Raw genomic sequence first — 23913 nt, forward strand, 5'->3', positions numbered from 1 at the left:
CGGGCCCGGCCGTGCGGTCCGCGCACGGCCGGCCGTGATGCGCGGATCGCGCCGGCCGTGGTGCGCGAACCGCCGGCCGTGGTGCGCGAACCGCCGGCCGTGGTGCGCGAACCGCCGGCCGTGGTGCGCGAACCGCCGAGCGTGGTGCGCGCACCGCCCGGGCGTGGTGCGCGCACCGCCCGGCGGCCGTCCCTGGGCCGGCTACATGTTGATCATGTGCCCGGCCAGTCCGTGGACGGCCTCCTTCACGGCCTCGCCCAGGGTCGGATGGGCGTGCACGTTCCGGCCGACCTCGTGGACGGTGAGGTCCCACTGCTGGGCCAGGGTCAGTTCGGGCAGCAGTTCGGTCACCTCGGGCCCGATCAGGTGCGCGCCGAGGATCTCCCCGTACCGCCGGTCGCTGATGATCTTGACGAAGCCGGTGGGGTGACCGAGGCCGTGCGCCTTGCCGTTGGCGGTGAACGGGAACTTCACCACCTGCACGTCGAAGCCCTGCTCCTTCGCCTGTGCCTCGGTCCAGCCGAAGGAGGCGATCTGCGGCTGGCAGTAGGTGGCGCGCGGGATCATGGTGAAGTCCAGCTCCATGGTCTCCGCGTCCGCGATGGTCTCCACCGCGACCATGGCCATCGCCTCGGCGGCGTGCGCGAGCATCAGCTTGGCGGTGACGTCACCGATCGCGAAGATGTGCGGGACGCTGGTCCGCCCGCGGGCGTCCACGTCGATCGCGCCCCGGTCGGTGAGCTTCACACCGGTGTTCTCCAGGCCGTAGCCCTCCGTGCGCGGGGCGAAGCCGATCGCCTGGAGGACCTTGTCGGCCTCCAGCACCTCCTGCTTGCCGTCGCGCTCGACGGTGACGCGGACCTTGGCCGAGGGGTCGCCGTCGTCGATGGACACCACCCGGGTGGACGTGAGCACCTGGATGCCCAGCTTCCGGTACTGCCGGGCCAGTTCGGCCGACACGTCCGCGTCCTCCATCGGCACCAGCCGGTCCAGGAACTCGACGATCGTCACCTTCACGCCGTAGCTGCTCAGCACGTACGCGAACTCGACGCCGATGGCCCCCGCGCCCGCGATGACGATGTCCTCGGGCAGCTCCTCGGCGAGGATCTGCTCCTCGTAGGTGACCACCCGGTCGCTCAGGGTGGTGCCGGGCAGCAGCCGGGTGGCGGCGCCGGCCGCGATCACGCAGTGGTCGAAGGTCACCGTCTGCGAACCGCCGTCGGAGAGGGCCACCTCCAGGGTGTTCGGACCGGTGAAGGTGCCGCGGCCGTCGTACTCGGTGATGCCGTTCTTCTTCATCAGGTAGTGGACGCCCTTGACCCGGCCGTCCGCGACCTGCCGGCTGCGCCGGTACGCCTGGCCGTAGTCGAGGCTGACACTGCCGTCGACCGTGATCCCGAAGGTCTTCGCCTCGCGCGTGAAGATGTTCGCCAGCTCGGCGTTGCGCAGCAGCGCCTTGGACGGGATGCAGCCGACGTTGAGGCAGACACCGCCCCAGTACTTCTCCTCCACCACCGCGGCGCTCAGGCCGAGTTGGGTGGCCCGCACCGCCGCCGTGTACCCACCCGGCCCGGCGCCCAGAACAACGACATCGAAGTGTGAGGTCATGTTTTCGATCCTGCCACGGATGCGGCGCGGGGGCCGGGCGGGCGCGGGACGGTGCGGGAGCTGCTGGAGCGGCTGGTGCCCGGGATCGACGGGGTGGCCCATCCGCGCGACCCGTCCGAGGAACGGAAGCCGGCCCGCGTGCTCGCCGTCCAACTGGCCGCCGCCGATGAGGTCCTGCCGCTGGGCGTGCCGAGCCGGGGACGTGACTACCGGGCCAGGGCCCGGCTCGTGCGCACCGTCGACGCGCTCGCCGCCGAGGGCCGCGCGGTGGTGGTCACCGTTCACGACGTGGCGTGGGCCGCGCGGTGGTGGTCACCGTTCACGACGTGGAGTTCGTGGCACGCGCGGCGGACCGGGTGGTCGTCATGGGGGCGGGATGGTCGGCGACGTCGTGAGGGAGCCGACGAACCGGGCGGACCGCCCGGGACCTGCTGACCTGCCGGCCGGGCGGGCCGCCGGTGCGCCCGCCCGGCCTCCTCACGGGCTCAGCGCTGGTTCAGGGGCAGGGCGATGTCGACGACCTGGCGCGCGGCCGGGAAGGAGCCGACCAGGACGGTCTCGCCGTCGAGGACGTTCACCCGGTAGAAGCGCTGCTTGCCGCCGGTGGACAGGGCGGCGAAGCCGCGGTTCGAGCCGTCGGAGGCCCGGTAGTAGATGTCGAACCCGGCCGACGGATCCGCGTTCACGCCGAGGCTGCCGGTGGGCGCGAGGGTGCCCGCGTTGGCCGGGGACTGGAGGGAGACGCGGTCGTTCACGGTGTCGATGTCGAACAGGGTGGTCGCGGTCGCCGTGTTGAGGTCGTTGTTGGTGTAGGCGGCACCGGTGACGCCGAGGGCGGTCGACGGCGGGGTGGTCGGGTTGGTGAGGGTGCCGTCGGTGATCGTGGTGCGCGGGGCGGCCGGGTCGTCGATGTTGTGGCGCAGGTTCTGGCCGGTGTCGCTGATGACGCGCAGCCGGTTCGCGGCCGGGTTGAAGTCGACGCCGAAGTGCTTGCCGGCGAGCGCGACGGTGAGCTGGGAGACCTTGGCGGCCTTCGCCTCGCTGCTGACGGTGTAGATCCCGCCCTTGTCGCCCACGCCGTAGAGCTTGCCGTTCTGGACGCGGAAGTCGATGCCGACGAGCTTCTTGTCGCCCCTCAGCCCGGCGATGCTGCCGAACGACCAGGTGTCGGCCGGGTTCGCGACCGGGAAGCCGACCAGTCGCTGGTCGGAGGTGAGTCCGACGCCGATCAGCCCGCCGGTGGCGGCGGCCCGCCCGCGCGGCGCGAACGGGTCGGAACCGGCGGGGTCGGCCGAGGCGAGGGCGGGGGCGACGAGGGACAGCACGGCGGCGCCTGCGGCGGCGGTCGCGAGAAGACGGGTACGCACGGATGCACTCCGAGGGTCGGTGGCCCGTGCTCTCGACGGCGCGGGTCCGCGCGTGCTTCGCCGCGGGGCGCCCAGGGGATTGGCCCGGCTGTTCACTTCCCCCCGGACGGCGCACAAAAGTCCTACCGCCCGCCCCTCGTACGGCGGCAGGGGGCGGTCGTACGAGGCGCGGGGGGACGAGGGCCTACGGGCCGGCGAGCAGCACCGGCAGGTGGCGTGGTCCACCACGAACCGCGCCCCGGGTCCGGGGCTGCCCGGCCCGTGCCGGGAGCCTCCCCCCGTCACCTCGCGGATCCGGTCCCACGCGTCCGACACATGATCGAAAATGGCCCATGAGCACGACGGCACAGACCGCCCGTCCGGCATCCGCCGGCCCGGGACGGGCCCGTCCGACACAAGGAGTCCCCATGCCCACCACCGGTTCCGGCCCGGCCGGCTCCGCACACCGCCGCTCGGCCGCCGGCGTCCCGAACGGGGAGGCTCGGGCATGATCCTGGTGACCCCGCGCCCCGCCCCCGAGGCCCCGCACCGCCTGGTCGTCCTCCCGCACGCCGGCGGCGGGCCGACGTTCTACCGCGACTGGGGCGCGGCCGCCGGGCCGGACGTCGAGGTACGGATCGCCCAGTACCCGGGCCGTGAGCGGCGGCTGGCCGAGGCACCGGTGTCCGAGGCCCGCGTCCTGGTCGACGAGGTGTGCGCGGCGCTGCGCGCCTCGGACGACGGGCGGCCGACGGCCCTGTTCGGGCACAGCATGGGCGCGATCCTGGCCCACGAGACGGCGCACGCGCTGGCCGCCGGCGGGCCGGTCCGGCCGAGCGCCCTGTTCGTCTCGGGCCGCCCCGCGCCCGCCGCCGCCCCGCCGGGCCCGCCCCCGGGCGCGACGGCCCGGCCGCGCACGGACGCGGAGATCCTGGAGTCGCTCCGCCGCCACGGCGGCACCCCGATGGAGCTTTTCGACCATCCGGACATGCGCGAGCTGTTCTTCCCGGTGCTGCGGGCCGACTATCTGCTGGTCGACTCCTACCGCCCGGCACCGGACCGGGCGCCGCTCGACCTCCCGGTCACCGCGCTGTGGGGGACCCGGGACCCGGTGGCGGACGAGCGGACGATGCTGCCGTGGCGCTCCGTGACCATCGGCGCGTTCGGCGCGTACGGCTTCACGGGCGGCCACTTCTATCTGACGGAGCACCGCGACGCGGTCCTGGACCGGATCCGCGCGGGTCTCGGTCTGCCCGTCCGCCGGGGGTGACCCCGCCCCGGCGGGACCGCCAACCCACCCGAATGATGGTCCGTCAAGAACCTTGGTGTGTACGGGTGTTCATCAGGGGCGGCTACGATCCGTACGAGTGGGACACCGCCCGGGGGCCGCGCGAGCGGCAGGCGGCCCGCCACGAGTGGCCCGCCCCCGTTTCGCGTTCCTCCCGGAGGCCAGAAGGTGAACAGTCCGCAGTCCCACCCGCTCGGCGGCACACTCCCGGTCACCGACCGGACCCGCCTGCGCCGTATGAAGGAGAAGGCCCGCACGGAACGCGCGGAGCTGGACGAGATCCTGGCCGCCGGATTCGTCTGCCATCTGGGGGTCGTGGTGGACGGCACGCCGAGGGTGGTCCCCACGGTGTACGGCGCGACACACGACACCCTCTACTTCCACGGTTCCGTCGCCACGCCCAGCCTGGTGCGGGCACCGCAGGCGGAGGTCTGCGTGACCGTGACCCATGTGGACGGGGTGGTGCTCGCGCGCTCACTGTTCGAGCACAGCGTCAACTACCGCAGCGCGATGGTGTACGGGGTGCCCCGGCGGGTGGACGACGAGGAGGAGCGCCTGGTGGGTCTGCGGGTCGTCAGCGAGCAGGCCGCGCCAGGGCAGTGGGACTACGCCCGGCGCCCGAACCGCAGGGAGCTGGCCGCGACCTCCCTGCTGGCACTGGGGCTGGAGGAGGCATCGGTGAAGGTGCGCACCGGGCCGCCCGACGACGCGGACGGCCCGGACGCCGCACTCGGCCTCTGGGCCGGGGTGCTGCCGCTGCACACCGTCCGCGGGACCCCGGTCCCGGACCCCGCGCTGCCGGACGGCATCGCATTGCCCCCGCACCTGCGGCAGGTCTGAGCCGCCGCCCCGGCACGTCACCGGTGGAACGGTTCCGTCGACGAGTGGGGCAGCACCACCCGGACCCGGAATCCGCCCGTCGGCAGCGGACTCGCGTGGAGCGTGCCGTGCAGGGCGGACACTCTGCGTCGCAGTCCTGTCAGGCCGTGCCCGCCCGGCGGGATACCGGCGAGCGGCGCGCCGCGGGGGCTGTCGCTGTGCACGGTGAGTTCCAGTACGTCGGGGCTGGGCTCGACGACGACGCGGATCGGCGCGCCGGGTGCGTGCCGGCAGGCGTTGGCGATGGCTTCCTGGGCGACGCGGTAGGCCGCCTGCTGCACGGGCAGCGGACAGCGCGCCCAGGAAGCGGAACCCCTGTGCTCCAGCCGTGCGTGCGCACCCACGGCCTCGACCAGGCCGGGCAGGTCGGCCAGGCCCGGTGCCTCCAGGGCGGCGACGGTGCGCCGGACCTCGTTCAGCGCCTCGACGGCGTGGAGCCGCACGGGGTCGTCGGGCGCCAGTTTCAGGGCGATCAGGCTGAGGTGGTAGGCGAGGCTGTCGTGCATCTCACGGCCGATGCGCTCCCGCTCGGCCGCCACCGCGCCGATCGCCGCGAGCGTGCGCTCCCGTTCGCGCGTGAGGACCAGTTCGGCAGCCTTGTCCTTGAGCCGGCGGTGCGCGGCGGTCAGCGTGCCCAGGCACACGGGCGCGAGCACCAGGAGGGCGGCGGCGAGCGCGTGGAGCACGATGCCCTCCCAGGTCCAGTCGCAGGGCTTGACGTGCGGCCACGGGACACCCATCACGAGACCGGTGGACGCGGCCCAGAGCCAGAGCCGGCCGCGCGGGAGCGGGCTGAGGGCGAGGGCGTACAGCGGGAAGATGGCCGGCAGCCAGAGGTAGTTGCCGGCGAGAGCGGGCAGCGAGACGACGAGCACGGCCCGCGGGAACCGGTGCCGCAGCGGGAGGACGGCGGCCGCCGCCAGAGCCCAGGGGAGGACCCACCACGGTGCGAGCGTCCGGGTGGCGACGACCTCCAGCAGGGCCAGGGAGACGACCGCCGGTTCGGCCAGAAAGTGCCTCCTCGACAGGCCCCTCGAAATGCTCATGCCAATCCGGCCTTCTGTGCCACACGGGCGAGGGCCACCCTGTTGGATACCCCCAATTTGTTCTTGAGCACGCCTATGTGGGTCTTCACGGTAGTGACGCCGATATTCATGTGCCGGGCGATTTCGGAGTTCTGGAGCCCCAGGGCGAGAAGGGCGAGGACTTCTCGCTCACGCTCCGTGACAGAGTCGAGCGGAATGGAATCCTCCGCGTCGGCGCGCGGGGCGAGTTCACCGGCCACGCATCCGGCACTCGCAGAAGGCACGTATACCACGGCACCATCCGCCAGCGCACGGAGAGAATGCGCCAGAAATTCCGGGTGCATGTCTTTCAGAAGGAACCCGTTGGCCCCTGCATGCAGTGCGTCCGGTATCCGGTCCGGGGCGTCGGAGGCAGTGAGGACCGCCACCGCCGGCGGCGGGTCGAGCGCCCGCAGACCGGCGAGCAGATCCAGCCAGTCGTGGCCCGGCATCACCACGTCGAGCAGGACGACTTGGGCGCCTGACCGGCTCGCCTCGCCGACCGCCGAGGCGGGACGGGTCACCGTCACGGTGAAGCCGGGGAAGGAGGAGACCAGCACGCGCAGGGCTTCGCGCACCAGCGCTTCGTCGTCCACCACCAGGACACGGACCATCGGACGCCCCCCGAGCACACCGGCGGCTTCAAGTAGGAGGGCGAATCCTCCTTCGGTCGTACGCCGCATCCCGAGAAAAGTATCACCATTAAAGGAAAAGGTCACAAGCCTGGAATGGCCGTGCACAGGTGCGGCACCCGGAAGATATACCGCACGAGCGAGAGGAACCGCACATGGCGTCGTGGTGCTTCCCCGGAGGACCGGTGGGGCATTTCAGCCACTCGCCACCCCGGCTGCGCATTTAAGCAGGAAAGTTTCTGATTCCGGTAACCGGTGGGCAACCGCTTCCTCGCATTGCGTACCGCGTCGTCCGGCCTTCCAGGTACTGCTCGCCCCGTTCCCCCAGGAGCACTTCGTGACCATTCGTGTCGCCGTGGCCGACGCGCACGCGCCCGCCCGCTCCGGACTGCGCGTGATCGTCGAGTCGGCACCGGGCATGTCCGTCGTCGGCGACTTCGCCACGGCCGAGGAGATGCTCGAGCGGTCTGCCGCCCTGCGGCCCGACGTCGTGGTCATGGACGCCCGGAGACCGGGCACCGACAGCCCGGACACCGCGGCCGTGAGCCGTGTGCACGCCGAACTCGGCTGCGGCGTCGTGCTGCTCACCCTGCACGACGACGACACCCAGCTCTTCCGGGCGCTCGCCGCCGGGGCACGGGGCTTCCTCTCCGCGGAGGCCGACCCCCAGTGCCTGCTGGCCGCCGTCCGGGCCGTCGCCTCGGGCGGCTCGTGGCTCTCGCCACGGCACACGCGCAGCCTGATCGAGGAGTACGGGCGGCTGGCGGGCCGGGGGCAGGAGACGCGCCGGGGCGCGTCCCCCGGCGAAAGCATCGACGCCGGCCGGCTCAGTGACCGCGAGCACCAGGTACTCGCGCTGGTCGGCGAGGGGCAGACCAACCAGGAGATAGCCGAACACCTGACGCTGAGCCCGCACACCGCCAAGACGTACGTCAGCCGGATCATGACGAAACTGGGCGCCCGGGACCGGGTGCAGCTCGCCCTGGTGGCCGCGGGCCACCAGGTCCGGCCGTCCCCGGACCCGGAGCAGGCGACCGGCCCCGGTGAGAGTCGCGCGCCGCTGTCCCGGCGGGCGGCGCCCCTCCCCCGCCTGCGTGAGGCGGTGCGCCTGCCCGAAGCGGTCCAGGCGGCGGGCGGCCGCCCGCCGCGCACCCGCGCCGCCGCCTCGGCCTGAGCCGGCGGGTGACCACGGGAGCCAGGGGCGCCACCGGGTCACGGCACGGCGGACCACGGACGAACGGCCCGACGGACGAGCGGACTACCGGACCACGGACGAACGGGCCACGGACCACCCGAGCCGATCACACCCGCCGTGGGCCGGGCCGCCCCGCGCCCGGCGCGGGGCGGGCGCGCATCACCGCTGCCCGCCCCGCTCCTGGTCCAGGCGGTCCCGCAGGTCCCGCAGGACCTCCAGGATCAGCTCCGCGTCCCGCGGCGAGGTGCGCCAGTTCGCGAAGACCGGGCGCAGGGCCGCCCTGCCGTCGAAGGTGGTCGCGCCCAGGTGCACGCGTCCGTCGAGGAGCAACTCCTCGGCCAGCCGGCGGTTCAGTGCGTCGAGACCGCTCTCGGGCGCACCCCGCGGGCGTACCCGGAAGCAGACCGCGTTGAGTTGCGCGGGAGCCAGGAGTTCCAGGTCCGGGTCCTGCCGGACCCGCTCGGCGAAACCGGCGGCCACGCTCACACCCCGGGAGACCAGTTGCCGGTAGCCGTCCCGGCCGTAGGCGGCGAGGGAGGCCCAGACGGCGAGGCCCCGCGCCCGCCGCGAGTTGTCCGGCCCCAGGTTGGCGTAGTTGAGATGCGGGTCGTCCACGTCGACGAGGTAGGCGGCCTGGTTGGTGAAGACCGGGCGGAGCAGGGTGGCGTCCCGCACGAAACTGAACCCGGTGTCGAACGGGACGTTGAGCCACTTGTGTCCGTCGACGGTGACCGAGTCCGCGCGTTCGACGCCCTCGACCAGGTGCGCGGTGCGCTCGTCCAGTGCCGCGAACAGGCCGAAAGCGCCGTCCACGTGCAGCCAGGCCCCGAACTCGGCGGCCAAATCGGCGAGTTCCGCGATCGGGTCGAACCGCCCCGCGTCGGGTTCACCGGCGGTGGCCACCAGGACCGCGGGGGCGTGGTCGAGTTCCTCCAGCGCGGCGCGCAGGGCGGGAAGGTCGATGCGGCCCGTGCCGTCGGCGGTGAAGCGGGTGAGTGCCGAGCGGCCGAGCCCCAGCATGCCGAGCGACTTGCCGATGCTGGCGTGCGCGAACCCGCCGGCGAACACCGGCATGGCGGGCAGCCCGGTGAGCCCGTCGGTGTCGACGTCCACGCCGTGCCGCCGGGCCCACCAGCGGCGGGCGGCGGCCAGTCCCGTGAAGTTCGCCATCGTCCCGCCGGTGGTGGTCACCGCGCCCCACTGCGGCGGCAGCCCGAACAGCTCCTTCAGCCAGCTCAGCGCGACCGTCTCCACCTCCGTGGCGAGCGGCGAGCAGACCCAGGCCGCGGCGTTCTGGTCCAGGGTGGACGTCAGCCAGTCGGCGCCGAGGGCGGCGGGCGTGGTGCCGCCGGTCACGAAGTGGAAGTAGCGGGGACCTGAGGAACGGATCGCCTCCGGCAGCGCGTGCTCGGCGATTTCGCGTACCGCGGCGAGGGCGCCGACGCCCCGCCGGGGCAGCGGCCCCCCGAACCGGGCCAGGGCGGCGGACCACTCGTCCTCGTCGCTCCGGCGGGGGGCGGCGGGTTCCTCGGCGAGCGCGCCGACGTAGGCGGCCGCGGCCTTGCCGGCCAGTTCGAGGACCGCCGTGGTGTCGTCGGGGAGAAGGGCCGGGAGGTCGCCGGCGGGGTGCGGTGCCGGGTCGGCGGCGGGGGTGGACGTCATGGTGTGCCTCCTGGGGCGAGGGCGGCGGCCGGTCACGGGTCCGGCCGCCGCCGGTCTGCGAAGCAGCGCCCGCGGACGGGGCGCCGGGAGCCCGGGCGGGCGGCGCGGGCGGTCCGGGCCGGGACGGCTCCGGGACGGAGGACCGCCCGCCCGGCAACTCTCAGGCGGGACGGCGCAGTTCGAGTGTGCAGCACTTCACACTGCCGCCCGCCTTGAGCAGTTCGGACAGGTCGGTTCCGACGGGTTCGAAGCCGCGCTCGGCGAGTTGTGCGGCAAGCCCGGTGGCGGCCTGCGGCAGGACGACGTGGCGCCCGTCGCTGAACGCGTTGAGCCCGAACACCTCGGCGTCCGCGTCGGAGGCGAGCACCGCGTCCGGGTACAGCTCGCGCAGGACGGCCCGGCTGCCGGGGCTGAACGCGCCCGGGTAGTACATGATCTCGTCGTCGGAGAGGACGGACAGCGCCGTGTCCAGGTGGTAGAAGCGGGGGTCGACCAGGGTCAGCCCGGTGACCGGCACGCCGAAGAACTCCTGGGCCTCCGCGTGCGAACGCGGGTCGGTGCGGAAGCCCGTGCCGGCCAGCAGACGGCGTCCGACGGGGAGGTAGTCGCCCTCGCCCTCGTTGATGTACTCGGGCCACAGCGTGTCGGTCCAGCCGTGCCGCCGGAACCAGCGCAGGTAGGCCGGTCCCTCCGCGGTGCGCTCGGCGTGCCGGAAGCGGGCGCCCAGCACCTTGCCGTCCAGCACGGTGGCACCGTTGGCGGCGAACACCATGTCCGGCAGCCCCGGCTCCGGCTCCACGGTGTGCACGGTGTGGCCCAGCTCCGTGTACAGGGATCGCAGTTGCTCCCACTGCGCCAGGGCGAGCGCGGTGTCGACCGGCTTCTCGGGGTGCATCCAGGGGTTGATGGAGTAGGTGACGTCGTAGTGGGCGGGCCGGCACATCAGCAGTTCACGGGGGCGGGCGGTGCGCGCGCCAGGGGTGGCGGCGGGCGTGACGGGGGAGGCGGTCTGCACGGGATCGCTGGCGGACACGTCTGGCTCCTTCGTTCTGACGGGGGGCGGGACGGGGGCGGCGCGTCAGGCGGTGGCGAGACGGAAGACGCCCCGGCGGTGCCGGTGCTGGTAGTACTCGATGTCCGAGTGGACCGTGTACGCGTCGGGATGCCGCAGCAGCAGGGTGAGCTGCGCACTCTCGTTGGCGCCGGGCTCCAGCAGGTCACCCGGCTGGGGAATCAGCTCGTCCGCCGCGTAGGACGGGCGGGCCCGCAGTCCCGGCAGGTCGTCGAGGGCCACGAGCCTGCCCGCGTGCGGGACGCGGAAGGAGTAGTCCCCGGCGAAGCCGGTGTCCCCGTACGTCGCGTAGGGGCGGTCGCCCGACTGCCCCTCGATGCCGAGCAGCCGGCACAGGTCGGGCAGGGGGTAGGCGGCGACCCGGGGAAGGAACTTGACCACGGACACCGCGTCGGCGTCCACGACGACCTCCAGGTGCAGGGGGCCGTCGGGGAGCCCGATCGCTCCCGGCAGCCGGCGCAGTCTCCGGGCGAGCAGCCGCACGGTGGGCGACGCGGGTGCCGGGTTGACCACGCTGGTCAGGGCCCAGTGCTCGCGCTCCGGCAGGGTGAAGCACCGCCAGCAGTCGGTGAGGACGAACTCCCCGTCCTCGACCTGCCCGTTGGCGAAGTGCGGTACTCCGGGCCGGAAGGGGTGCGACACCACCCGGCCGGCCGCCCACAGCTCCGCGGCGACGTCCGGCGCGAGCGCGGTGCCCGGCCGGTGGAAGACCGCGGACCCCATGTCGGCGGAGAACTCCGGCCGCAGCACGGTGGTGACCTCGGACCGTGCCAGCAGCGCGGCCAGGGCCTCGGGGTCGTCGTGCACCCGGACGCCGAGCGCGAGGGAGGGGTCGGCGTGGGCCACGGCCTCGGCCTGGCGCGCCTTCCCCGCCCACTCCCCCACGTGAGCGGCGGGAGCCGTGCCCCCGGCGCTCACTCCGCGGGTCCCACGGGATCGGGCTCCTGCACCTGCTCGAAGTGGAACGAGCGGATGAAGCAGTCCCTCGGCTGGCTGACGGCGAAGAGCACGCACTCGCTCAGCGACTGCGCGGTGAGCTGCGCCGAAGCGGTCCGGTCGGCCGTGTTCCAGGCGTCGCCGAGCGGGTCGTGGTTGTCGAAGTCCGGCGGGTAGAGACCGATCACGCGGACTCCGCGGGGGCGGAGCCGGGCCGACAGCACGTCCAGGAAGCCCGCCTGCGCGCTCTTGGCCGCGTAGAAGGCGGCGTGCGCCTCGGAGCGGTGGTTGCCGGGGACACCGCACACCGAGACCATGCCGACGATGTCGGGCTGTTCGGACTTGAGCAGCAGCGGCAGGAAGGACTTGGTGACCAGCGCGGTTCCGGTGGCGCCGGAGGCGATGGTGTCCACCACGTCGTCGTCCGTGACGGAGAGCAGGTCGGTGCCCTCCAGCCAGCGGGCGCCGTTGTGGACGAGGATGTCGACGGCCGGGGTCACGGCGCCCACGGCCTCGGCGAAGGCCCGTACGCCCGCCGGGTCGGTCAGATCGCAGGCGAACGCGTGTGCGGGGCCGAGGCCGAGCCCGCGGATCTCCTGCGCGACGGCCTCAGCGCCCTTCTCGGAACGGGCCGAGAGGAAGACCTCGGCACCCTGCTGCGCGAAGCGGATGGCGAGGGTTCGGCCGAAGTCGCGGGATGCTCCGGTGATCACGACCCGGCGGCCGGCGAGGCCGGGCGGGGTTCCTGCGCTCTGTGCGGTGGACTGGGACATGGGCGTGGTCGTTCCTTCGGTCGTGGGTGGTTGGCAGTGGGCCGGCCCGGTGGTGGTGTGGTGTGCGGGTCAGCGGGTGCGTGCGGTGGGCGGGCCGGAAGAGGCCGCGGCCGTCGGATCCGGCCCCTGTTCCGGGGCCGGATCCGGGAAGCTGAGCCCGGTGGCGCCGCCGGGCACGCCGGCGAGGCCGTGCAGCAGGTAGTCCACCGCCGGGACGGCCCACCGCTCGGGCGGCGGGTAGCCGCCGTGCTCGGCGGGCAGGCAGGTGGCGAGCCCCTCCGTGTCCACGGCGCCGGCGGGAGCGACCGCGACCACCTTCACGCCCTCCGGGACCTCCTCGGCCACCGCGCGGACGAACCCCTCCACCGCGAACTTGGAGGCGGTGTACGCGGCGAGGTGGTGCCGCGGCGAACGCCCCCACCCTGAGGACACCGCCACGAAGGTGCCCCCGTCACCGGCCAGTTGCGGCAGCAGTGCGCGGGCCATCGTGTAGACGCCGGTGACGTTGGTGCGCAGGATCTCGTCGAACTCGGCGGGCGGCACCTCCCAGACGGGGCGCTGGGGGTGCACCACACCGGCGTTGGCGACGACGAGTCCGGGGGATCCGAACCGGGCTCGCGCCGCCTCCGCCCAGTGCAGCACCGCGTCCGCCTCGGTCACGTCCACGCTGTCCACCAGGTGCCCGGGCCCCAGTCGGTCGGCGAGCCGGCGCACCGAGTCCGGGTCCCGGCCGCAGCCGGCGACCGGATGGCCCAGCGCCGCGAAGCGCAGAGCCAGGGCCCGCCCCATCCCCCGGGTCGCCCCGGAGATCACCACGGGTCTGCGGTCGGCTGATCGGATCATGCTCCACCTGACGCTTCCTGTTCGACGGCGTGTCCCGGCGGACCGGGGACCGCGGTGGAGACGGAGCCCTCGGGTCGGAGGTCGACCGCCCAGCGGGCGCCTTCCGCCTCGGTTCCGGTCAGTACCCGATCATGCCCGAAGAAGGCGTAGCGGGTGACCAGTTGGAAGGAGACCCCGGCCCGGTGGGCGGCCAGCAGATCCTGTCGCGAGTCGCCGACGAGCACCGCCGAGGAGGCGGGCGTCCGCGCGTCGGCGAGGATCTCGCCGAGCCGCGCCCACTTGGGCCGCTCGCCGCCGAGGACGGCGCGGAAGGCGTCCAGCAGTCCATGGCCCTCCAGGACGCGGCGGGCCTCACCGGTGAGGGTGCCGGTGGCCACGTACAGCGGCACGCCGCGCGTGGTCAGTTCCTTCACCAGGAGGTCGGCGTGGGCGCAGAGCGGGGCCTGGGGGTAGCGGTCCTTCAGCAGGGTGGCGTAGGCCCCCGCGTACTGCTCGTAGAACCGCTCGAACTCCTCGCCCTCGGCGGGGCGGCGCAGGTAGTCGCGGTGGAACGCCGCGAAGTGCTCGCGCCGGGACCGGCCGAAGGTGCTGCGGAACTCCTCCAGGAAGCCCTCGGCGAGTTCGGCCCCCAGCGGGGCGAGGGCCTCGGCCATGCACGCGGCCTTGAGCTCGTTGGAGTCGACCAGCACACCGTCCAGATCGAACACGACCGTCCGGTACCGCACGAGGAGGTCCAGCAGCCGTTCAGCCCCGGGCATGGTCCTCCGCGCCCTCCAGCAGTGCGGCGGTGAACGACGCGGACGGCACCCTGGCCAGGAAGTGCATGGCGCGGATCTCGGCCTCCCGGTCCCGTCCCAGCCGTTCCTCCAGGAGCTGCACGTAGGTGGGGTGCACATGGTGGAGTCCGGCGAGGCCGTACAGGCCGTTGGCTCCCCAGCGATGGCGCTCCATGAGCGGGTGGAAGTGACGCACGATCAACTCGTGCAGGGGCTGGAGGGTTTCGGCCCCGGTACCCAGTGCGGCCAGCAGCTGCTCGGTGCGGGTGTTGCCGGCACCGCGTCCCATCCCGTGCACGGTGCCGTCCAGCCAGGTCGCCCCCGCTCCCGCGGCCACCAGGGTGTTGTGCAGCGCGAATCCCTGGTTCTCGTGGGCGTGGATGCCCACGGGGGCACCGACGCCCGTGGCGAAGCGGCGGACCAGTCGCGCCGTGCGGTCGGGGTGCAGGGACCCCAGGGAGTCGGCGATGTAGAGCGCCTCCAGCGGTCCCATCCGCTGGGCGGCTCCCACACAGGCGTCGATCTCCTCCTCGGTCGCCAGGTCGATCTGCATGAGGTTGAGGCAGACGCCGAAACCGGCCTCGCGCAGGGAGCGGACGGCCTCCACACACCCCGCGGTGCGGTTGTAGCGCACCGCGACGCGGACCAGGTCGACCGGTATCGCGCTGTCCACGAGCTTGTCGGTGAGCAGCTGGCCGACCTTCCCCGGCGGCAGTCCGGCGAAGTCGGCGGCGTCCACCATCACGGCGAAACGCAGCCGGTGGCCGGCGGGCAGGGCCGCCGCCAGTTCCGCGGTGAGCGGTCCGGGCAGGTTCCCGTAGGGCCCCCAGTTCCCTTCGCCGAAGCGGACGTAGCCGAGTTCGACCACGTCGACGCCCAGCCGCGGGCAGAGCGCCAGGTAGTCGCGGACGAGGGCGTCGTCGAACTCCCAGTTGGTGTAGTAGCCGCCGTCGCGCAGGGTGCAGTCGAGTACGACCCGCTCCCCGGCCGGCACCGCCTCCGTCGTGTTCACTTGTCCTCCAGGTCGGGGAGGGTGTTGGTGAAGTCGACGTGGTGGATGCGCCGCATCGGGGCCCAGTTGAGTTCGCCGTCGTTGCCGGGGTGCCGCTCCAGGAGGCCGCCGTCGGTGTGCATCATGTCGTCCCACTCCTGGACCCGGGGGTGCAGGTGGTTGGCGCGCAGGAAGTCCCGGACCGGCTCGAAGTGGTCCTCCGCCTCGACGTACATGAAGAGGGTGAGGGGGTCGATGTAGAAGATCTGGAGCTTGCGCACGCCGATGGTGTCCAGCGCTCCGCCCGGGCCGACGATCTCCGGCCAGACCTCGCGGTGCAGGGCGATGTACTTCTCGGCGGCGGCCTCGTCCTTCAGGCGGATGGTGAAGGCGTGGTTCTTCATCGGGACAGCTCCTTGGAGAGGTGGAGGAGGTGGGTGTAGAGCCGGTCGACCTCGGACCAGGACTCGTCGTCCAGCACATGCCTGCTCGGGCCGCGGACGAGGGTGTTCTTGACGATCCCGCGCTCCTTCAGGAAGCGCTTGGCGATCGAGAGGTAGTAGTCGGTGCTGTTCATCATGTGGCACATGAGGTACGAGAGCGGATAGCCGATCCGTTCGGCCGACTCCCGGTCGCCGCTCTCCAGCAGCCGCCAGAGCGTGCCGACGATCTCGGCGGTCTCCGTGGCCGGGATGGTGCCCGCCAGGCCCCTGCGGTGGCAGTCGAGCAGCATCATGCCGCCGTCGCCCTCGAAGATGCGGGCCCGGCCGCCGGTGGCGTCCCGCAGCAGGCTGACCCGGGGCGGGGTGGGCTGCGCCTCCGGTTTGAACATGACCCGGTCGTCACCGTAGCGGCGGAGCAGCCGGGCCTGTGCCTCGATGGAGAGGGGGGTCTTCGCCAGGCTCTTGGCGTGGTGGACGATGACCGGGACGGTGACGGCCTCCACGACGCGGCTGTAGTAGTCGACCATCTCCTCGTCGCCGAGTGCCATGGTGGCCGGGTGCATCACCAGCAGGGCGTCGACACCGGCCGCCTCGGCGTGGCGCGAGTACTCGACGGCCGCCTCGGCGGTCTCGGCACCGGTGCTCATCACGGAGATCCCGCGCCCCTGGACGGACTTGGCGCACAGTTCGGCGACGCGCAGGCGCTCGGCGTGGGTCAGGCGGAGCAGTTCGGACATCTGGCCGACGACGAGACCGTCGCAGCCGGCCCCGAAGATGTGGTCGGCCTGGGAGAGGAAGTCCTCCTCGTCGATCTCCCCGGTGTCCGTGTAGGGCATCAGGACGACCGGGAGGACTCCCCGTATCTGCTTGCTCATGGACATCCCATCTGTACTGGGTTCACGGTGGAGTGGCGTCGGCGCGCCGCGCACGGCGGGCACGCGGGGCGGGGTTCGCAGGCGACGCCGTACGCCGGCGGGCGGCGGGTGAGGGGCGGTGAAGGTGCGATGAGGGGATGAGGGGCGGGGGCGGTCGGCCGGGGTGCCGGGGCGGTGCGGTCCGGGTGGTCGCGGTCCGTCCGCCACGGCCCCGGATCAGGGGGCGCGGGCGACCTGGCGGGCGATCTCGCCGGCGGCCCACGGCGCCATCTTGAAGCCGCCGCCGTTGAAGCCGGTCGCGAGGAGCAGGTTCTCCGGACCGCCGGGCAGCGGGCCCACGGCAGCCGCCTCGCCGGGGGCGTGGCACTCGGCGGCACGCAGCCCGCCCGCGGCGAGGCTGCCGGGCACCCAGGAGAGCCGCCGTGCGGCGGCCTGCCCGGCCCTGCGGGTGCAGTGCGGATCGAGGTCCCCCGCGTGCTCGTCCGAGGGGCGCTGTCCGGTCGGATGGCCGGTGTAGATGCCACCCGAGTCCGGGTCGGGACGGCCGTTGGTCTCGTGCAGATGGTCGGTGAAGGCCGGGTGGCCGGTGACCGGCACGGTGGGGCGGCGCAGGTCGACCTGGATCGCCTGGAGCCACAGTTCGTGCCCGATGCCCCAGTCGGTCAGCAGGCCCGGGGTGGCCGGCCCGGTGGCCAGGACCACGACGTCGCACCGCAGTTCGGCGTGGCCCGCCAGGACGCCGGTGACACGGCCTCCCGTTCTGACCAGACCGTGGGCCCTGGTGCCCGCCAGCAGTGTCCCGCCCTCGCGCTGTCCCGCGCGTACCCACCCGCGTACCACGTCGGCCGGATCGAGGTACCCCGCCTCCGGCTCCCACACCGCGCCGCCGGCGGTGTCGCGCAGCAGGGGGCCGAAGCGCCCGGCCAGTTCGGCAGGCTCCAGCCACCGGACGGGGGCGTGCTCCGCGATCCGGCCGGCCTCCCGGCGGGCGTCCGCCGCCTGCTCCGGTCCGAGGAGGGAGAGGAACCCGCTGGTCGTGAAGGGGGCCCGGAATCCGGTTCGCCGTTCGAAGTCGCGGTAGTAGCGCCACCCTTCCAGGGCCCGGTCGCCGAGCTCCGGCTCCCGGTGGAAGACGCGGACGATGCCGCCGCTCCAGGCGGTGGCCCCGAGGCCCGGGCGGTGCCGTTCCACCAGCGTCACGGAGTCGCCGCGCCGGGCCAGCGCGTGGAAGACCGCCGCGCCGATCACACCGCCGCCGACGACGACGGTGTCAGTCACGGCCGGTCACGCCGCTCGTCGCCGGGCGCGCGGCAGCGCCCGCCGTGTCGCCCGCGAGGGCACCCGCGGCACCGCTCGCCGGGGCGGACGTCCCGGAGTCCACCGCGCCCGGTGCGGCCGGGGCGGACGTGCCCGAGTCCACCGCGCTCGCTTCGACGCCCCGCCCGAGTCGCGCGAGCAGCGAGTCCATGATCTCCCCGGCCCTTACCGCCGCCATCGACAGCAGGGAGGAGGTGATGCCGTGGGTGTGCTCGGTACCGCCCTGGAGGTAGATCCCGGCGGTCAGGGACTCGTCCGTCACGAGGCGGTAGTCCCGTGCGACGCGCAGCCGGCCCGCGGTGTCCCGCGCGCAGTACGGCTCCGCCTTGCCGAGCAGGGGCCCGGGGTCCGGCGCGGTGTATCCGGTCGCGAACACCACCGCGTCGGCGTCGAGTTGCGTGGTCGTCCCGTCGAGCCGCCTCAGCAGTTCGACCGTCACCGGCCCGCCGCCGCTGCCGGCGGGCGGCTCGGTCAGCCCGAGGACCGTGGTGGCCGGCATCATGCGCAGCCGCTCCCGGCCCCGCACCTTCTCCTGGTACGAGCGCCGGTACAGCTCCTCGATGAGGTCGAGGTCCACGACGGCGTAGTTGGTGTTGCGGTGGTACTCCATCAGCCGGTCCCGCACGTCCTGCCCGGCGCCGTAGTAGTCGTCGACGGCGCCCGGGTCGAAGATGCGGTTGGCGTAGGGGCTGTCGTCGGCCGGACTGTAGCCGTAGCGGTTGAAGACCGAGCAGACCTCTGCCTCCGGAAAGGTCCGGTGGAGGTGGTCGGTGGCCTCGGCTGCGCTCTGCCCGGCCCCCACCACGACGAACCGCCGGGCCGGCGGACCGGGCAGGACGGCCAGGCCCGGCAGCAGGGAACTGCTGTGCCACACACGGGCCGAGGGCGTCACCCCCGCCGGAAGGTGTGGCTTCAGTCCGGTGGCGACGACGAGGTTCCGCGTCCGGCAGAGCACCTCGTCCGCGGTGGCGCCCGGACCGCGCCCCACGAGTTCGAGGACGTCCGTCACACCGTCGACCGTGACCGGCCGCACCTCGGTGACCTCCGTGCCGTAGCGGACCAGGCCGTCGGCCGCCGAGGCGCACCATTCCAGGTAGTCGTGGAACTCGGCTCGGCTCGGAAAGAGCACCTTGTGATTGATGAAATCGACGAGACGCCCCCTGGCATGCAAATAGGAGACGAAGCTCAGGCGACTCGCCGGATTCCGCAGAGTTACCAGATCCTTGAGAAAGGAGACCTGCATGGTGGCATCGTCCAACAGCATTCCGCGGTGCCAGCCGAACGCCTCCTTCCGCTCCAGGAACACCGCCCGGGGCGTGGCGTCGGACCCATGGCTCTCGCGTCTCTCCAGCAGTGCCGCGGCCAGCGCCAGGTTGGCCGGCCCGAAGCCGATGCCCACCACGTCGTACAGCGGTGACGCGGCGTTCTTGGTCTGCGCCATGCTTGATGCCCCCCTCGTGACGTGCGAGAACGCCCCACTGCGACCTGCGGGCCGTGGAGCGGTGCGGCCAACATAGGCAGCGCCGCGGCGCCGCGACTACCTCCGACGGTGGACATCGCCGTGTCGCCCCGGGGAGACCTCCCAAGCACCGCTGTCACCCCTGGGGGACATCCGCCGAAGAAGGGTGGGAAATGACAGCGTCACCTGCCTACCATTCCCCCGGGCAGCCGGTGGACGAGCAACCGGATTCGCCCGACCGACGGCTTTCTGCCCGTCCGGGCCGGCCACCCGGTGACATTCCGGGGAACCGCCCGCCCGACCTCTCGGAACGTTTCCCGATTTTCCGACGCCCTCGTGAACGAGGAATGATGATCACGAAATTCCGTATCGAAGAGGCCGCCGCGACGCCCGAGTTCGGCATGGCCTGTCAGCGACTCGTCCCGTGGCGGGACGCCTCCCCGGAACCTCCGGTCGGTGCGATGGCGTGCTTCCTGCCGGCCAAGGGCGCCTCCGACCCCGACCGCCACGACCAGGACGAGGTGATGATCGTGCTCTCGGGCGGCGGTGTCGTCGAACTCGACGGCGAGACGGCGGAGTTCGGCGCGGGCGAGGTGATCGTGCTGCCGCGCAACAAGGAGCACGTCGTACGCAACCCGCTCGACGTGCCCTGCACCTGGGTCTCCCTCTACTGGCCGCTGCACGAGCCCCGTCCCGCCGCCGCGCCCGGGGCGACCGCGTGAGCGCCCCGTCGGGACGGCCGGGGCACGCCGCGGCAGCGGCCTGGATCACCGCGACCCCGCCGACGCCCAACGGCGACCTGCACCTGGGGCACATGGCAGGCCCCTACATCGCCGGTGACGTGCTGCGGCGGTTCCTGACCGCGGACGGCGTCGCGGCCCGCTACACCTCGGGCCTGGACGACCACCAGAGCTACGTCCCGGTGCGCGGCCTCACGGACGGCCCCCGCACCGCGGAGGAGGTCGCGGACGGCTACGGCGCCTCGATCACCGGGGTGTGGCGGCGCGCCGGGGTCGACTTCGACACCCTGAGCAGGCCGCGCACGGACCAGGGATACGCCGGGTACGTGCAGGACTTCGTGCGTGAGCTGTACGAGCAGGGCGACATCGTCGCCCGGACCAGGCCGCTGCCGTGGTGCGCGTCCTGCGAACGGTGGCTGTACGAGGCGTACGTCGCCGGCGGGTGCCCGCACTGCGGTGCGCGCTCCAACGGCAACGCCTGCGAGCCCTGCGGCCGGCCCAACGACTGCGCCGATCTCCTCGGCCCCGTGTGCGTGCCCTGCGGCCGGCCGGCCGAGCTGCGCGACTGCGAGCGCCTCTACTTCCCGCTCGGCCCGTTCGCGGACCGCCTCGCCGCCTTCTGGCAGCGCGTCACCATGCCGCCCCATCTGCGGGCGCTGTGCGAGACGATGCTGTCCGCCGGGCTGCCGGAGATCGCGGTCAGCCACCCCGGCGACTGGGGGCTGCCCACCACGGTGCCCGGCTTCGAACAGCAGCGGATCTACGTCTGGTTCGAGATGGGGCCGGGCTATCTGTGGCAGTACGGCCCGGGGGCACTGCCCACGGCGGGCCCGGTCCAGTTCTTCGGCTTCGACAACGGCTATTTCCACGCACTGCTCTTCCCCGCCCAGTTCCTGGCGCACCGCTCGCGCCCGCCGCTGCCGGAGGCGTTCGTGGTCAACGAGTTCTACCGCCTGGAGGGGCTGAAGTTCTCCACCAGCAGGCGGCACGCGGTCTGGGCCCATGACGAGCTGGCACGCACTCCGGCGGACGTGCTGCGCTACCACGTCCTGGCCGACCGGCCCGAGGGACGTCAGACGAGCTTCAGCGCGGGCGCCCTCGAACGCACGCGCCGTCATCTGGCCGACCGCTGGGACGGCTGGCTGGCCCGGCTGTTCGAGCAGCTGGCCAAGGACTGCGACGGCCGCGCACCGGACCGTATGCCCACCGGACCCGCGTGGGAGCGGCTGCGTGAGCGGCTGGGCCGCAGCGCCACGGAGCTGCGGGACGCCTATGGCGTGGACGGCTTCGCCCCCCGCCGCGCGACCGCCCTGCTCGACGAGGTGGTCGCGTGCGCCGACGACTTCGCCCACGTCCACGCGTACGAGCAGGACCGCCCGGACGGCGCGGACGCCCACCGGTCCGCCCTGGCGGCACAACTCACCGTGGCGGCGGCCCTCTCGGCCTGGGCGGCACCCGTCATGCCCCACGGCGCCGCCAGGCTGGCGGCGGTGCTCGGCCTGCCGGACGGCCGGCCGGTGGACCGGGACGCGCTGGTCCCGCTGCCCGCCGGGCAGCCCCTCGGCCCACTCACCGGTCCCGTCTTCAGCGGCTTCGGGGACGTCGGCCGTGGCTGAGCCGGAGCGGGCGGGGCGGACGGGGGGCGACCGGGCACGGGGACGCCCGCCGGCCGCCACCGCACGCACGGAGGCCGCCCCGCCCGGCCACCCGGCCGCGCGCGTCGCCGTCGTCGGGCCGTTCAGCGGACCGCGCGCAGCGTGGGGCGAGTTGCTGCGCGAAGCCGCGGCGGCGACGTACCGGGCCCGCGTCTCCTGGGAGTTCCACGACGACCGGGGCGACGCCGCCACGGCACGCGAGGTCGGGCGGCGGGTCGCCCTCGACCCGGGTGTCGTCGCCGTCGTCGGCCACTTCAACAGTCTCGGCGCCCGGGAATCACTGCCGCGCTACCGGGAGGCGGGGGTCCCGGTGCTGCTGCCGCTGTCCACCCTGCCCGGCCTGCTGGACACCGCGGAGGGCTGGGCGCTGCGGTGGTGCCCGGACGACACCGGCCAGCTCGCGGCACTGTGGGCGGCGGTCGCGGGGGACGGGCACCCCGCGCTGGACGTCACCGACGACGGCAGCGACTACGGCAGGAGGCTGGCCCGCGCGATGACGGGGCGGGCGGCCGCCGGCCCCGTCGTCCGCCGGGCGAACTCGCCCGGGGCCGGGCACACCCCTCTGCTGGTCTGCGGAACGCACGCGGGCGCCGCCCGCACCGCCCGGCGGTTCGTGGCCGCCGGGCGGACGGGGCCGCTGCTGTTCCCCGACGACTGCGCCGTCGGGGAGTTCGCCGAACTGCTCGGTGCGCCGGCCGGCCGGGCGCGGGTCGCCCGGCTGACAGGCGGCCCCAGGAGCCTCGTCGAGGACGCCGTCCGGGCGCTCGACGCGGCGCTCGCGGCGCAGCCCGGCGCCCGGGGGCGGGAACTCCTCTCCGCCGTGCGCGCGCACACCGCCCGGCGGTTCACCGCCGCGGGCGACCCGCTGGACCCGGGCCCGGACGGCGGCTGGGAGGTCGTGCCGGTGGCAGCGCTCGCGTCGGGAGCGGTCGGCGACGGGCGCCACCGCCGGGGCGGTACGGGGGTCGGGGGTGACGACCCGCCGGACGCGGCACCCCCGCCGCGTCGGCCGCCCCCGCAGGCCGCACCCCCGACCGTGCGGCCACCTTCACCCACACCACCGGCACCACCGGCACCACCGGCAGGGACCCCACCCGCCGGGCCATCCGCGCCACTCGCGTCCACCCCACCCGACGGGCCCGCACCGGCACGGACGCCCCCACCCGTCACGGCCGCACCAGCCACGGCCCCACCGGTCACGCCTCCACGGGTCATGCCCGCACCGCTGCCCGGGGCGGGCGCTCCCCGGCGCACCCACGACCTGGACGCCGTCGTGGTCGGCTGCGGGGCCGTCGGTTCCGCGGTCGCCGCGCTGCTCGCGGAAGCGGGCGTGGCCGTGGGGACCACCGAGCCCGAGGCGGGCGGCCCGTCCGCCACCCGCTACTCCGGTGGCCTGGTCCGCGCCTACGAACCGGACCGCGCCATGCGGGCGCTGGCCGTCCGCAGCCACGGTCTGCTGTGGGGCAGGGAGGGCGACGAACGCCGGGAGGCGGGCTTCCGCCGTACCGGCTCCCTGGTGCTGCTCGGCCCGGACGACCTGCCCCAGGCGCGGGAGGGAGTCGCCGAACTGCTTGCGGGCGGGGTCCCCGCCCGGCTCCTCACCCCTGCCCAACTGCGGTCCCGGCACCCGGAGATGCACGCCCCCGGTCTGGCCGGCGCGGTGTGGGAGCCGGACGGCGGCTACGCCGACCCGCGCGCGTTCGCCGCCGCGAGGCGCCGAAGCGCCCTGCGGCGGGGCGCCGTGGTGCTGCCCGGGGGCGCGGTCCTCGACATCGTCCCGGGCCCCTCCGGCGTCGTGGTGCGGACGGCCGCCGGCGCCGTCACGGCGGCGGCCGTGGTCCTGGCCGCGGGCGGCGGCACACCGGCGCTGCTTCCCGCGGGGCACCGGCTCGGCGCGGGTGGACTGCGGACCAAGGTCGTCCGGTACGCGTTCTTCGACCGCGCCGGACGCACGCTTCCGACCGTCAGCGACCTGGTCACCGGTGTATGGGGCCGGCCCCAGCTCGACGGCGAGTTCGGGGCAGGCTTCCTCGCCGGCCGGCCGGTGGACGAGTGGGACGCCGTGCCGCACGGCGCCGACACTCTCGCGGAACGGGAGTACGCGTACATCAGGGCGGGCGCGTCCGAGCGCTGGCCCTGGCTGACGACCGCACCCGTTCTCGGCGGACGCTGCGGGGTGGACCTCTACGCGGCCGGGGGGCCGCTGCTCGGGCCGCTCCGCCGCGCTCCCCGGCTGGTGCTCGCCGCGGGCTGGTCCGGGGCGGGCTTCAAGACGGCCCCGGCCGCCGCCGAGCACGCGGCCGGCGCGGTGCTGCGCCTCCTCGGCGGTGCCGCCGCCTGACGCCGTCTCCCCTTCCGC

General features: G+C 73.9%; 21 protein-coding genes and 1 pseudogene. 7 read left to right on the forward strand and 15 right to left on the reverse strand.

Annotated features, from left to right (window positions below; genetic code table 11):
* Positions 1-201: 201 nt before the first annotated feature.
* Positions 202-1608 (reverse strand): dihydrolipoyl dehydrogenase, encoded by a 1407-nt coding sequence (gene lpdA, locus C593_RS0114605; protein ID WP_018848041.1) that lies wholly within the window; start codon positions 1606-1608, stop codon positions 202-204.
* 36 nt (positions 1609-1644) lie between these two features.
* On the opposite strand from lpdA, the pseudogene C593_RS0114610 reads away from it, so the two are divergent.
* Positions 1645-1985 (forward strand): annotated as a pseudogene (locus C593_RS0114610) (ATP-binding cassette domain-containing protein); the annotation flags it as partial.
* A 108-nt stretch (positions 1986-2093) separates the two neighbouring features.
* Here C593_RS0114610 and C593_RS0114615 read toward each other — a convergent pair.
* Positions 2094-2975: a DUF4394 domain-containing protein gene (locus C593_RS0114615; RefSeq protein WP_018848042.1), complete on the reverse strand. Its 882-nt coding sequence runs from the start codon at positions 2973-2975 to the stop codon at positions 2094-2096.
* Between the two features lie 487 nt (positions 2976-3462).
* Between C593_RS0114615 and C593_RS0114620 the strand changes: the two genes are divergently transcribed.
* Positions 3463-4224, forward strand: coding sequence for an alpha/beta fold hydrolase (locus C593_RS0114620; protein ID WP_018848043.1), 762 nt, complete (start codon positions 3463-3465; stop codon positions 4222-4224).
* Positions 4225-4479: 255 nt separating this feature from the next.
* The gene (locus tag C593_RS0114625; RefSeq protein ID WP_078521546.1) at positions 4480-5082 is read left to right on the forward strand and encodes a pyridoxamine 5'-phosphate oxidase family protein; all 603 of its coding nucleotides are present in this window, start codon (positions 4480-4482) and stop codon (positions 5080-5082) included.
* A 17-nt stretch (positions 5083-5099) separates the two neighbouring features.
* Here C593_RS0114625 and C593_RS0114630 read toward each other — a convergent pair whose 3' ends face one another.
* Positions 5100-6167, reverse strand: coding sequence for a histidine kinase (locus C593_RS0114630; protein ID WP_018848045.1), 1068 nt, complete (start codon positions 6165-6167; stop codon positions 5100-5102).
* The gene (locus C593_RS0114635) at positions 6164-6868 is read right to left on the reverse strand and encodes a response regulator (protein WP_486591130.1); all 705 of its coding nucleotides are present in this window, start codon (positions 6866-6868) and stop codon (positions 6164-6166) included. The genes C593_RS0114630 and C593_RS0114635 overlap by 4 nt, the downstream gene beginning before the upstream one ends.
* Positions 6869-7154: 286 nt before the next feature.
* Here C593_RS0114635 and C593_RS29695 point away from each other — a divergent pair, with 286 nt between their 5' ends.
* Entirely contained in the window at positions 7155-7991 is an 837-nt protein-coding gene (locus tag C593_RS29695) for a response regulator transcription factor (RefSeq protein WP_199790031.1), read from the forward strand.
* 180 nt (positions 7992-8171) lie between these two features.
* Here the strand turns inward: C593_RS29695 and C593_RS0114645 are convergent, their stop codons facing one another.
* The 11 genes from C593_RS0114645 to C593_RS0114695 all read right to left on the reverse strand — a co-directional run bounded on the left by C593_RS0114645 (position 8172) and on the right by C593_RS0114695 (position 19141).
* Positions 8172-9674: a pyridoxal-dependent decarboxylase gene (locus C593_RS0114645; protein WP_018848048.1), complete on the reverse strand. Its 1503-nt coding sequence runs from the start codon at positions 9672-9674 to the stop codon at positions 8172-8174.
* A 160-nt stretch (positions 9675-9834) separates the two neighbouring features.
* The gene (gene ddaH / locus C593_RS0114650; protein ID WP_051093702.1) at positions 9835-10689 is read right to left on the reverse strand and encodes a dimethylargininase; all 855 of its coding nucleotides are present in this window, start codon (positions 10687-10689) and stop codon (positions 9835-9837) included.
* A 63-nt stretch (positions 10690-10752) separates the two neighbouring features.
* Positions 10753-11664 carry a hypothetical protein gene (locus tag C593_RS0114655; RefSeq protein WP_158686847.1) on the reverse strand — a complete coding sequence of 304 codons (912 nt, stop codon included), beginning with the start codon at positions 11662-11664 and terminating at the stop codon, positions 10753-10755.
* Positions 11661-12455: an SDR family oxidoreductase gene (locus C593_RS0114660; protein ID WP_018848051.1), complete on the reverse strand. Its 795-nt coding sequence runs from the start codon at positions 12453-12455 to the stop codon at positions 11661-11663. Before C593_RS0114660 ends, C593_RS0114655 begins: the two co-directional genes overlap by 4 nt.
* Positions 12456-12524: 69 nt before the next feature.
* A complete protein-coding gene (locus C593_RS29700; RefSeq protein ID WP_078521508.1) occupies positions 12525-13298 on the reverse strand; it encodes an SDR family oxidoreductase in 774 nt (257 codons plus the stop codon).
* Entirely contained in the window at positions 13295-14056 is a 762-nt protein-coding gene (locus C593_RS31025) for an HAD family hydrolase (RefSeq protein WP_018848053.1), read from the reverse strand. Before C593_RS31025 ends, C593_RS29700 begins: the two co-directional genes overlap by 4 nt.
* Positions 14043-15086 (reverse strand): beta/alpha barrel domain-containing protein, encoded by a 1044-nt coding sequence (locus C593_RS29710; protein ID WP_018848054.1) that lies wholly within the window; start codon positions 15084-15086, stop codon positions 14043-14045. Before C593_RS29710 ends, C593_RS31025 begins: the two co-directional genes overlap by 14 nt.
* Entirely contained in the window at positions 15083-15469 is a 387-nt protein-coding gene (locus C593_RS0114680) for an L-rhamnose mutarotase (protein ID WP_018848055.1), read from the reverse strand. The genes C593_RS29710 and C593_RS0114680 overlap by 4 nt, the downstream gene beginning before the upstream one ends.
* Positions 15466-16383 carry a dihydrodipicolinate synthase family protein gene (locus C593_RS0114685; RefSeq protein WP_020610314.1) on the reverse strand — a complete coding sequence of 306 codons (918 nt, stop codon included), beginning with the start codon at positions 16381-16383 and terminating at the stop codon, positions 15466-15468. Before C593_RS0114685 ends, C593_RS0114680 begins: the two co-directional genes overlap by 4 nt.
* 216 nt (positions 16384-16599) lie before the next feature.
* The gene (locus C593_RS0114690; RefSeq protein WP_018848057.1) at positions 16600-17661 is read right to left on the reverse strand and encodes an FAD-dependent oxidoreductase; all 1062 of its coding nucleotides are present in this window, start codon (positions 17659-17661) and stop codon (positions 16600-16602) included.
* Positions 17654-19141, reverse strand: coding sequence for a lysine N(6)-hydroxylase/L-ornithine N(5)-oxygenase family protein (locus C593_RS0114695; RefSeq protein WP_018848058.1), 1488 nt, complete (start codon positions 19139-19141; stop codon positions 17654-17656). The genes C593_RS0114690 and C593_RS0114695 overlap by 8 nt, the downstream gene beginning before the upstream one ends.
* Before the next feature lie 365 nt (positions 19142-19506).
* On the opposite strand from C593_RS0114695, the gene C593_RS0114700 reads away from it, so the two are divergent.
* The 3 genes from C593_RS0114700 to C593_RS0114710 are packed head-to-tail and all read left to right on the forward strand — an operon-like array spanning position 19507 to position 23895.
* The gene (locus C593_RS0114700; RefSeq protein WP_018848059.1) at positions 19507-19881 is read left to right on the forward strand and encodes a cupin domain-containing protein; all 375 of its coding nucleotides are present in this window, start codon (positions 19507-19509) and stop codon (positions 19879-19881) included.
* Entirely contained in the window at positions 19878-21515 is a 1638-nt protein-coding gene (locus C593_RS0114705) for a class I tRNA ligase family protein (RefSeq protein ID WP_018848060.1), read from the forward strand. The genes C593_RS0114700 and C593_RS0114705 overlap by 4 nt, the downstream gene beginning before the upstream one ends.
* Positions 21508-23895 carry an FAD-dependent oxidoreductase gene (locus C593_RS0114710; RefSeq protein WP_018848061.1) on the forward strand — a complete coding sequence of 796 codons (2388 nt, stop codon included), beginning with the start codon at positions 21508-21510 and terminating at the stop codon, positions 23893-23895. Before C593_RS0114705 ends, C593_RS0114710 begins: the two co-directional genes overlap by 8 nt.
* The last annotated feature ends 18 nt before the right edge of the window (positions 23896-23913 follow it).

The organism is Streptomyces sp. CNT372 (assembly GCF_000377145.1).

Bases quoted from the DNA above. Each gene is read 5' to 3' on its own strand.
- lpdA (WP_018848041.1), bottom strand. From the start codon at position 1,608: ATGACCTCACACTTCGATGTCGTTGTTCTGGGCGCCGGGCCGGGTGGG.
- C593_RS0114620 (WP_018848043.1), top strand. From the start codon at position 3,463: ATGATCCTGGTGACCCCGCGCCCCGCCCCCGAGGCCCCGCACCGCCTG.
- C593_RS0114625 (WP_078521546.1), top strand. From the start codon at position 4,480: ATGAAGGAGAAGGCCCGCACGGAACGCGCGGAGCTGGACGAGATCCTG.
- C593_RS0114630 (WP_018848045.1), bottom strand. From the start codon at position 6,167: ATGAGCATTTCGAGGGGCCTGTCGAGGAGGCACTTTCTGGCCGAACCG.
- C593_RS0114635 (WP_486591130.1), bottom strand. From the start codon at position 6,868: ATGCGGCGTACGACCGAAGGAGGATTCGCCCTCCTACTTGAAGCCGCC.
- C593_RS0114645 (WP_018848048.1), bottom strand. From the start codon at position 9,674: ATGACGTCCACCCCCGCCGCCGACCCGGCACCGCACCCCGCCGGCGAC.
- C593_RS0114660 (WP_018848051.1), bottom strand. From the start codon at position 12,455: ATGTCCCAGTCCACCGCACAGAGCGCAGGAACCCCGCCCGGCCTCGCC.
- C593_RS29700 (WP_078521508.1), bottom strand. From the start codon at position 13,298: ATGATCCGATCAGCCGACCGCAGACCCGTGGTGATCTCCGGGGCGACC.
- C593_RS31025 (WP_018848053.1), bottom strand. From the start codon at position 14,056: ATGCCCGGGGCTGAACGGCTGCTGGACCTCCTCGTGCGGTACCGGACG.
- C593_RS0114680 (WP_018848055.1), bottom strand. From the start codon at position 15,469: ATGAAGAACCACGCCTTCACCATCCGCCTGAAGGACGAGGCCGCCGCC.
- C593_RS0114685 (WP_020610314.1), bottom strand. From the start codon at position 16,383: ATGAGCAAGCAGATACGGGGAGTCCTCCCGGTCGTCCTGATGCCCTAC.
- C593_RS0114695 (WP_018848058.1), bottom strand. From the start codon at position 19,141: ATGGCGCAGACCAAGAACGCCGCGTCACCGCTGTACGACGTGGTGGGC.
- C593_RS0114700 (WP_018848059.1), top strand. From the start codon at position 19,507: ATGATGATCACGAAATTCCGTATCGAAGAGGCCGCCGCGACGCCCGAG.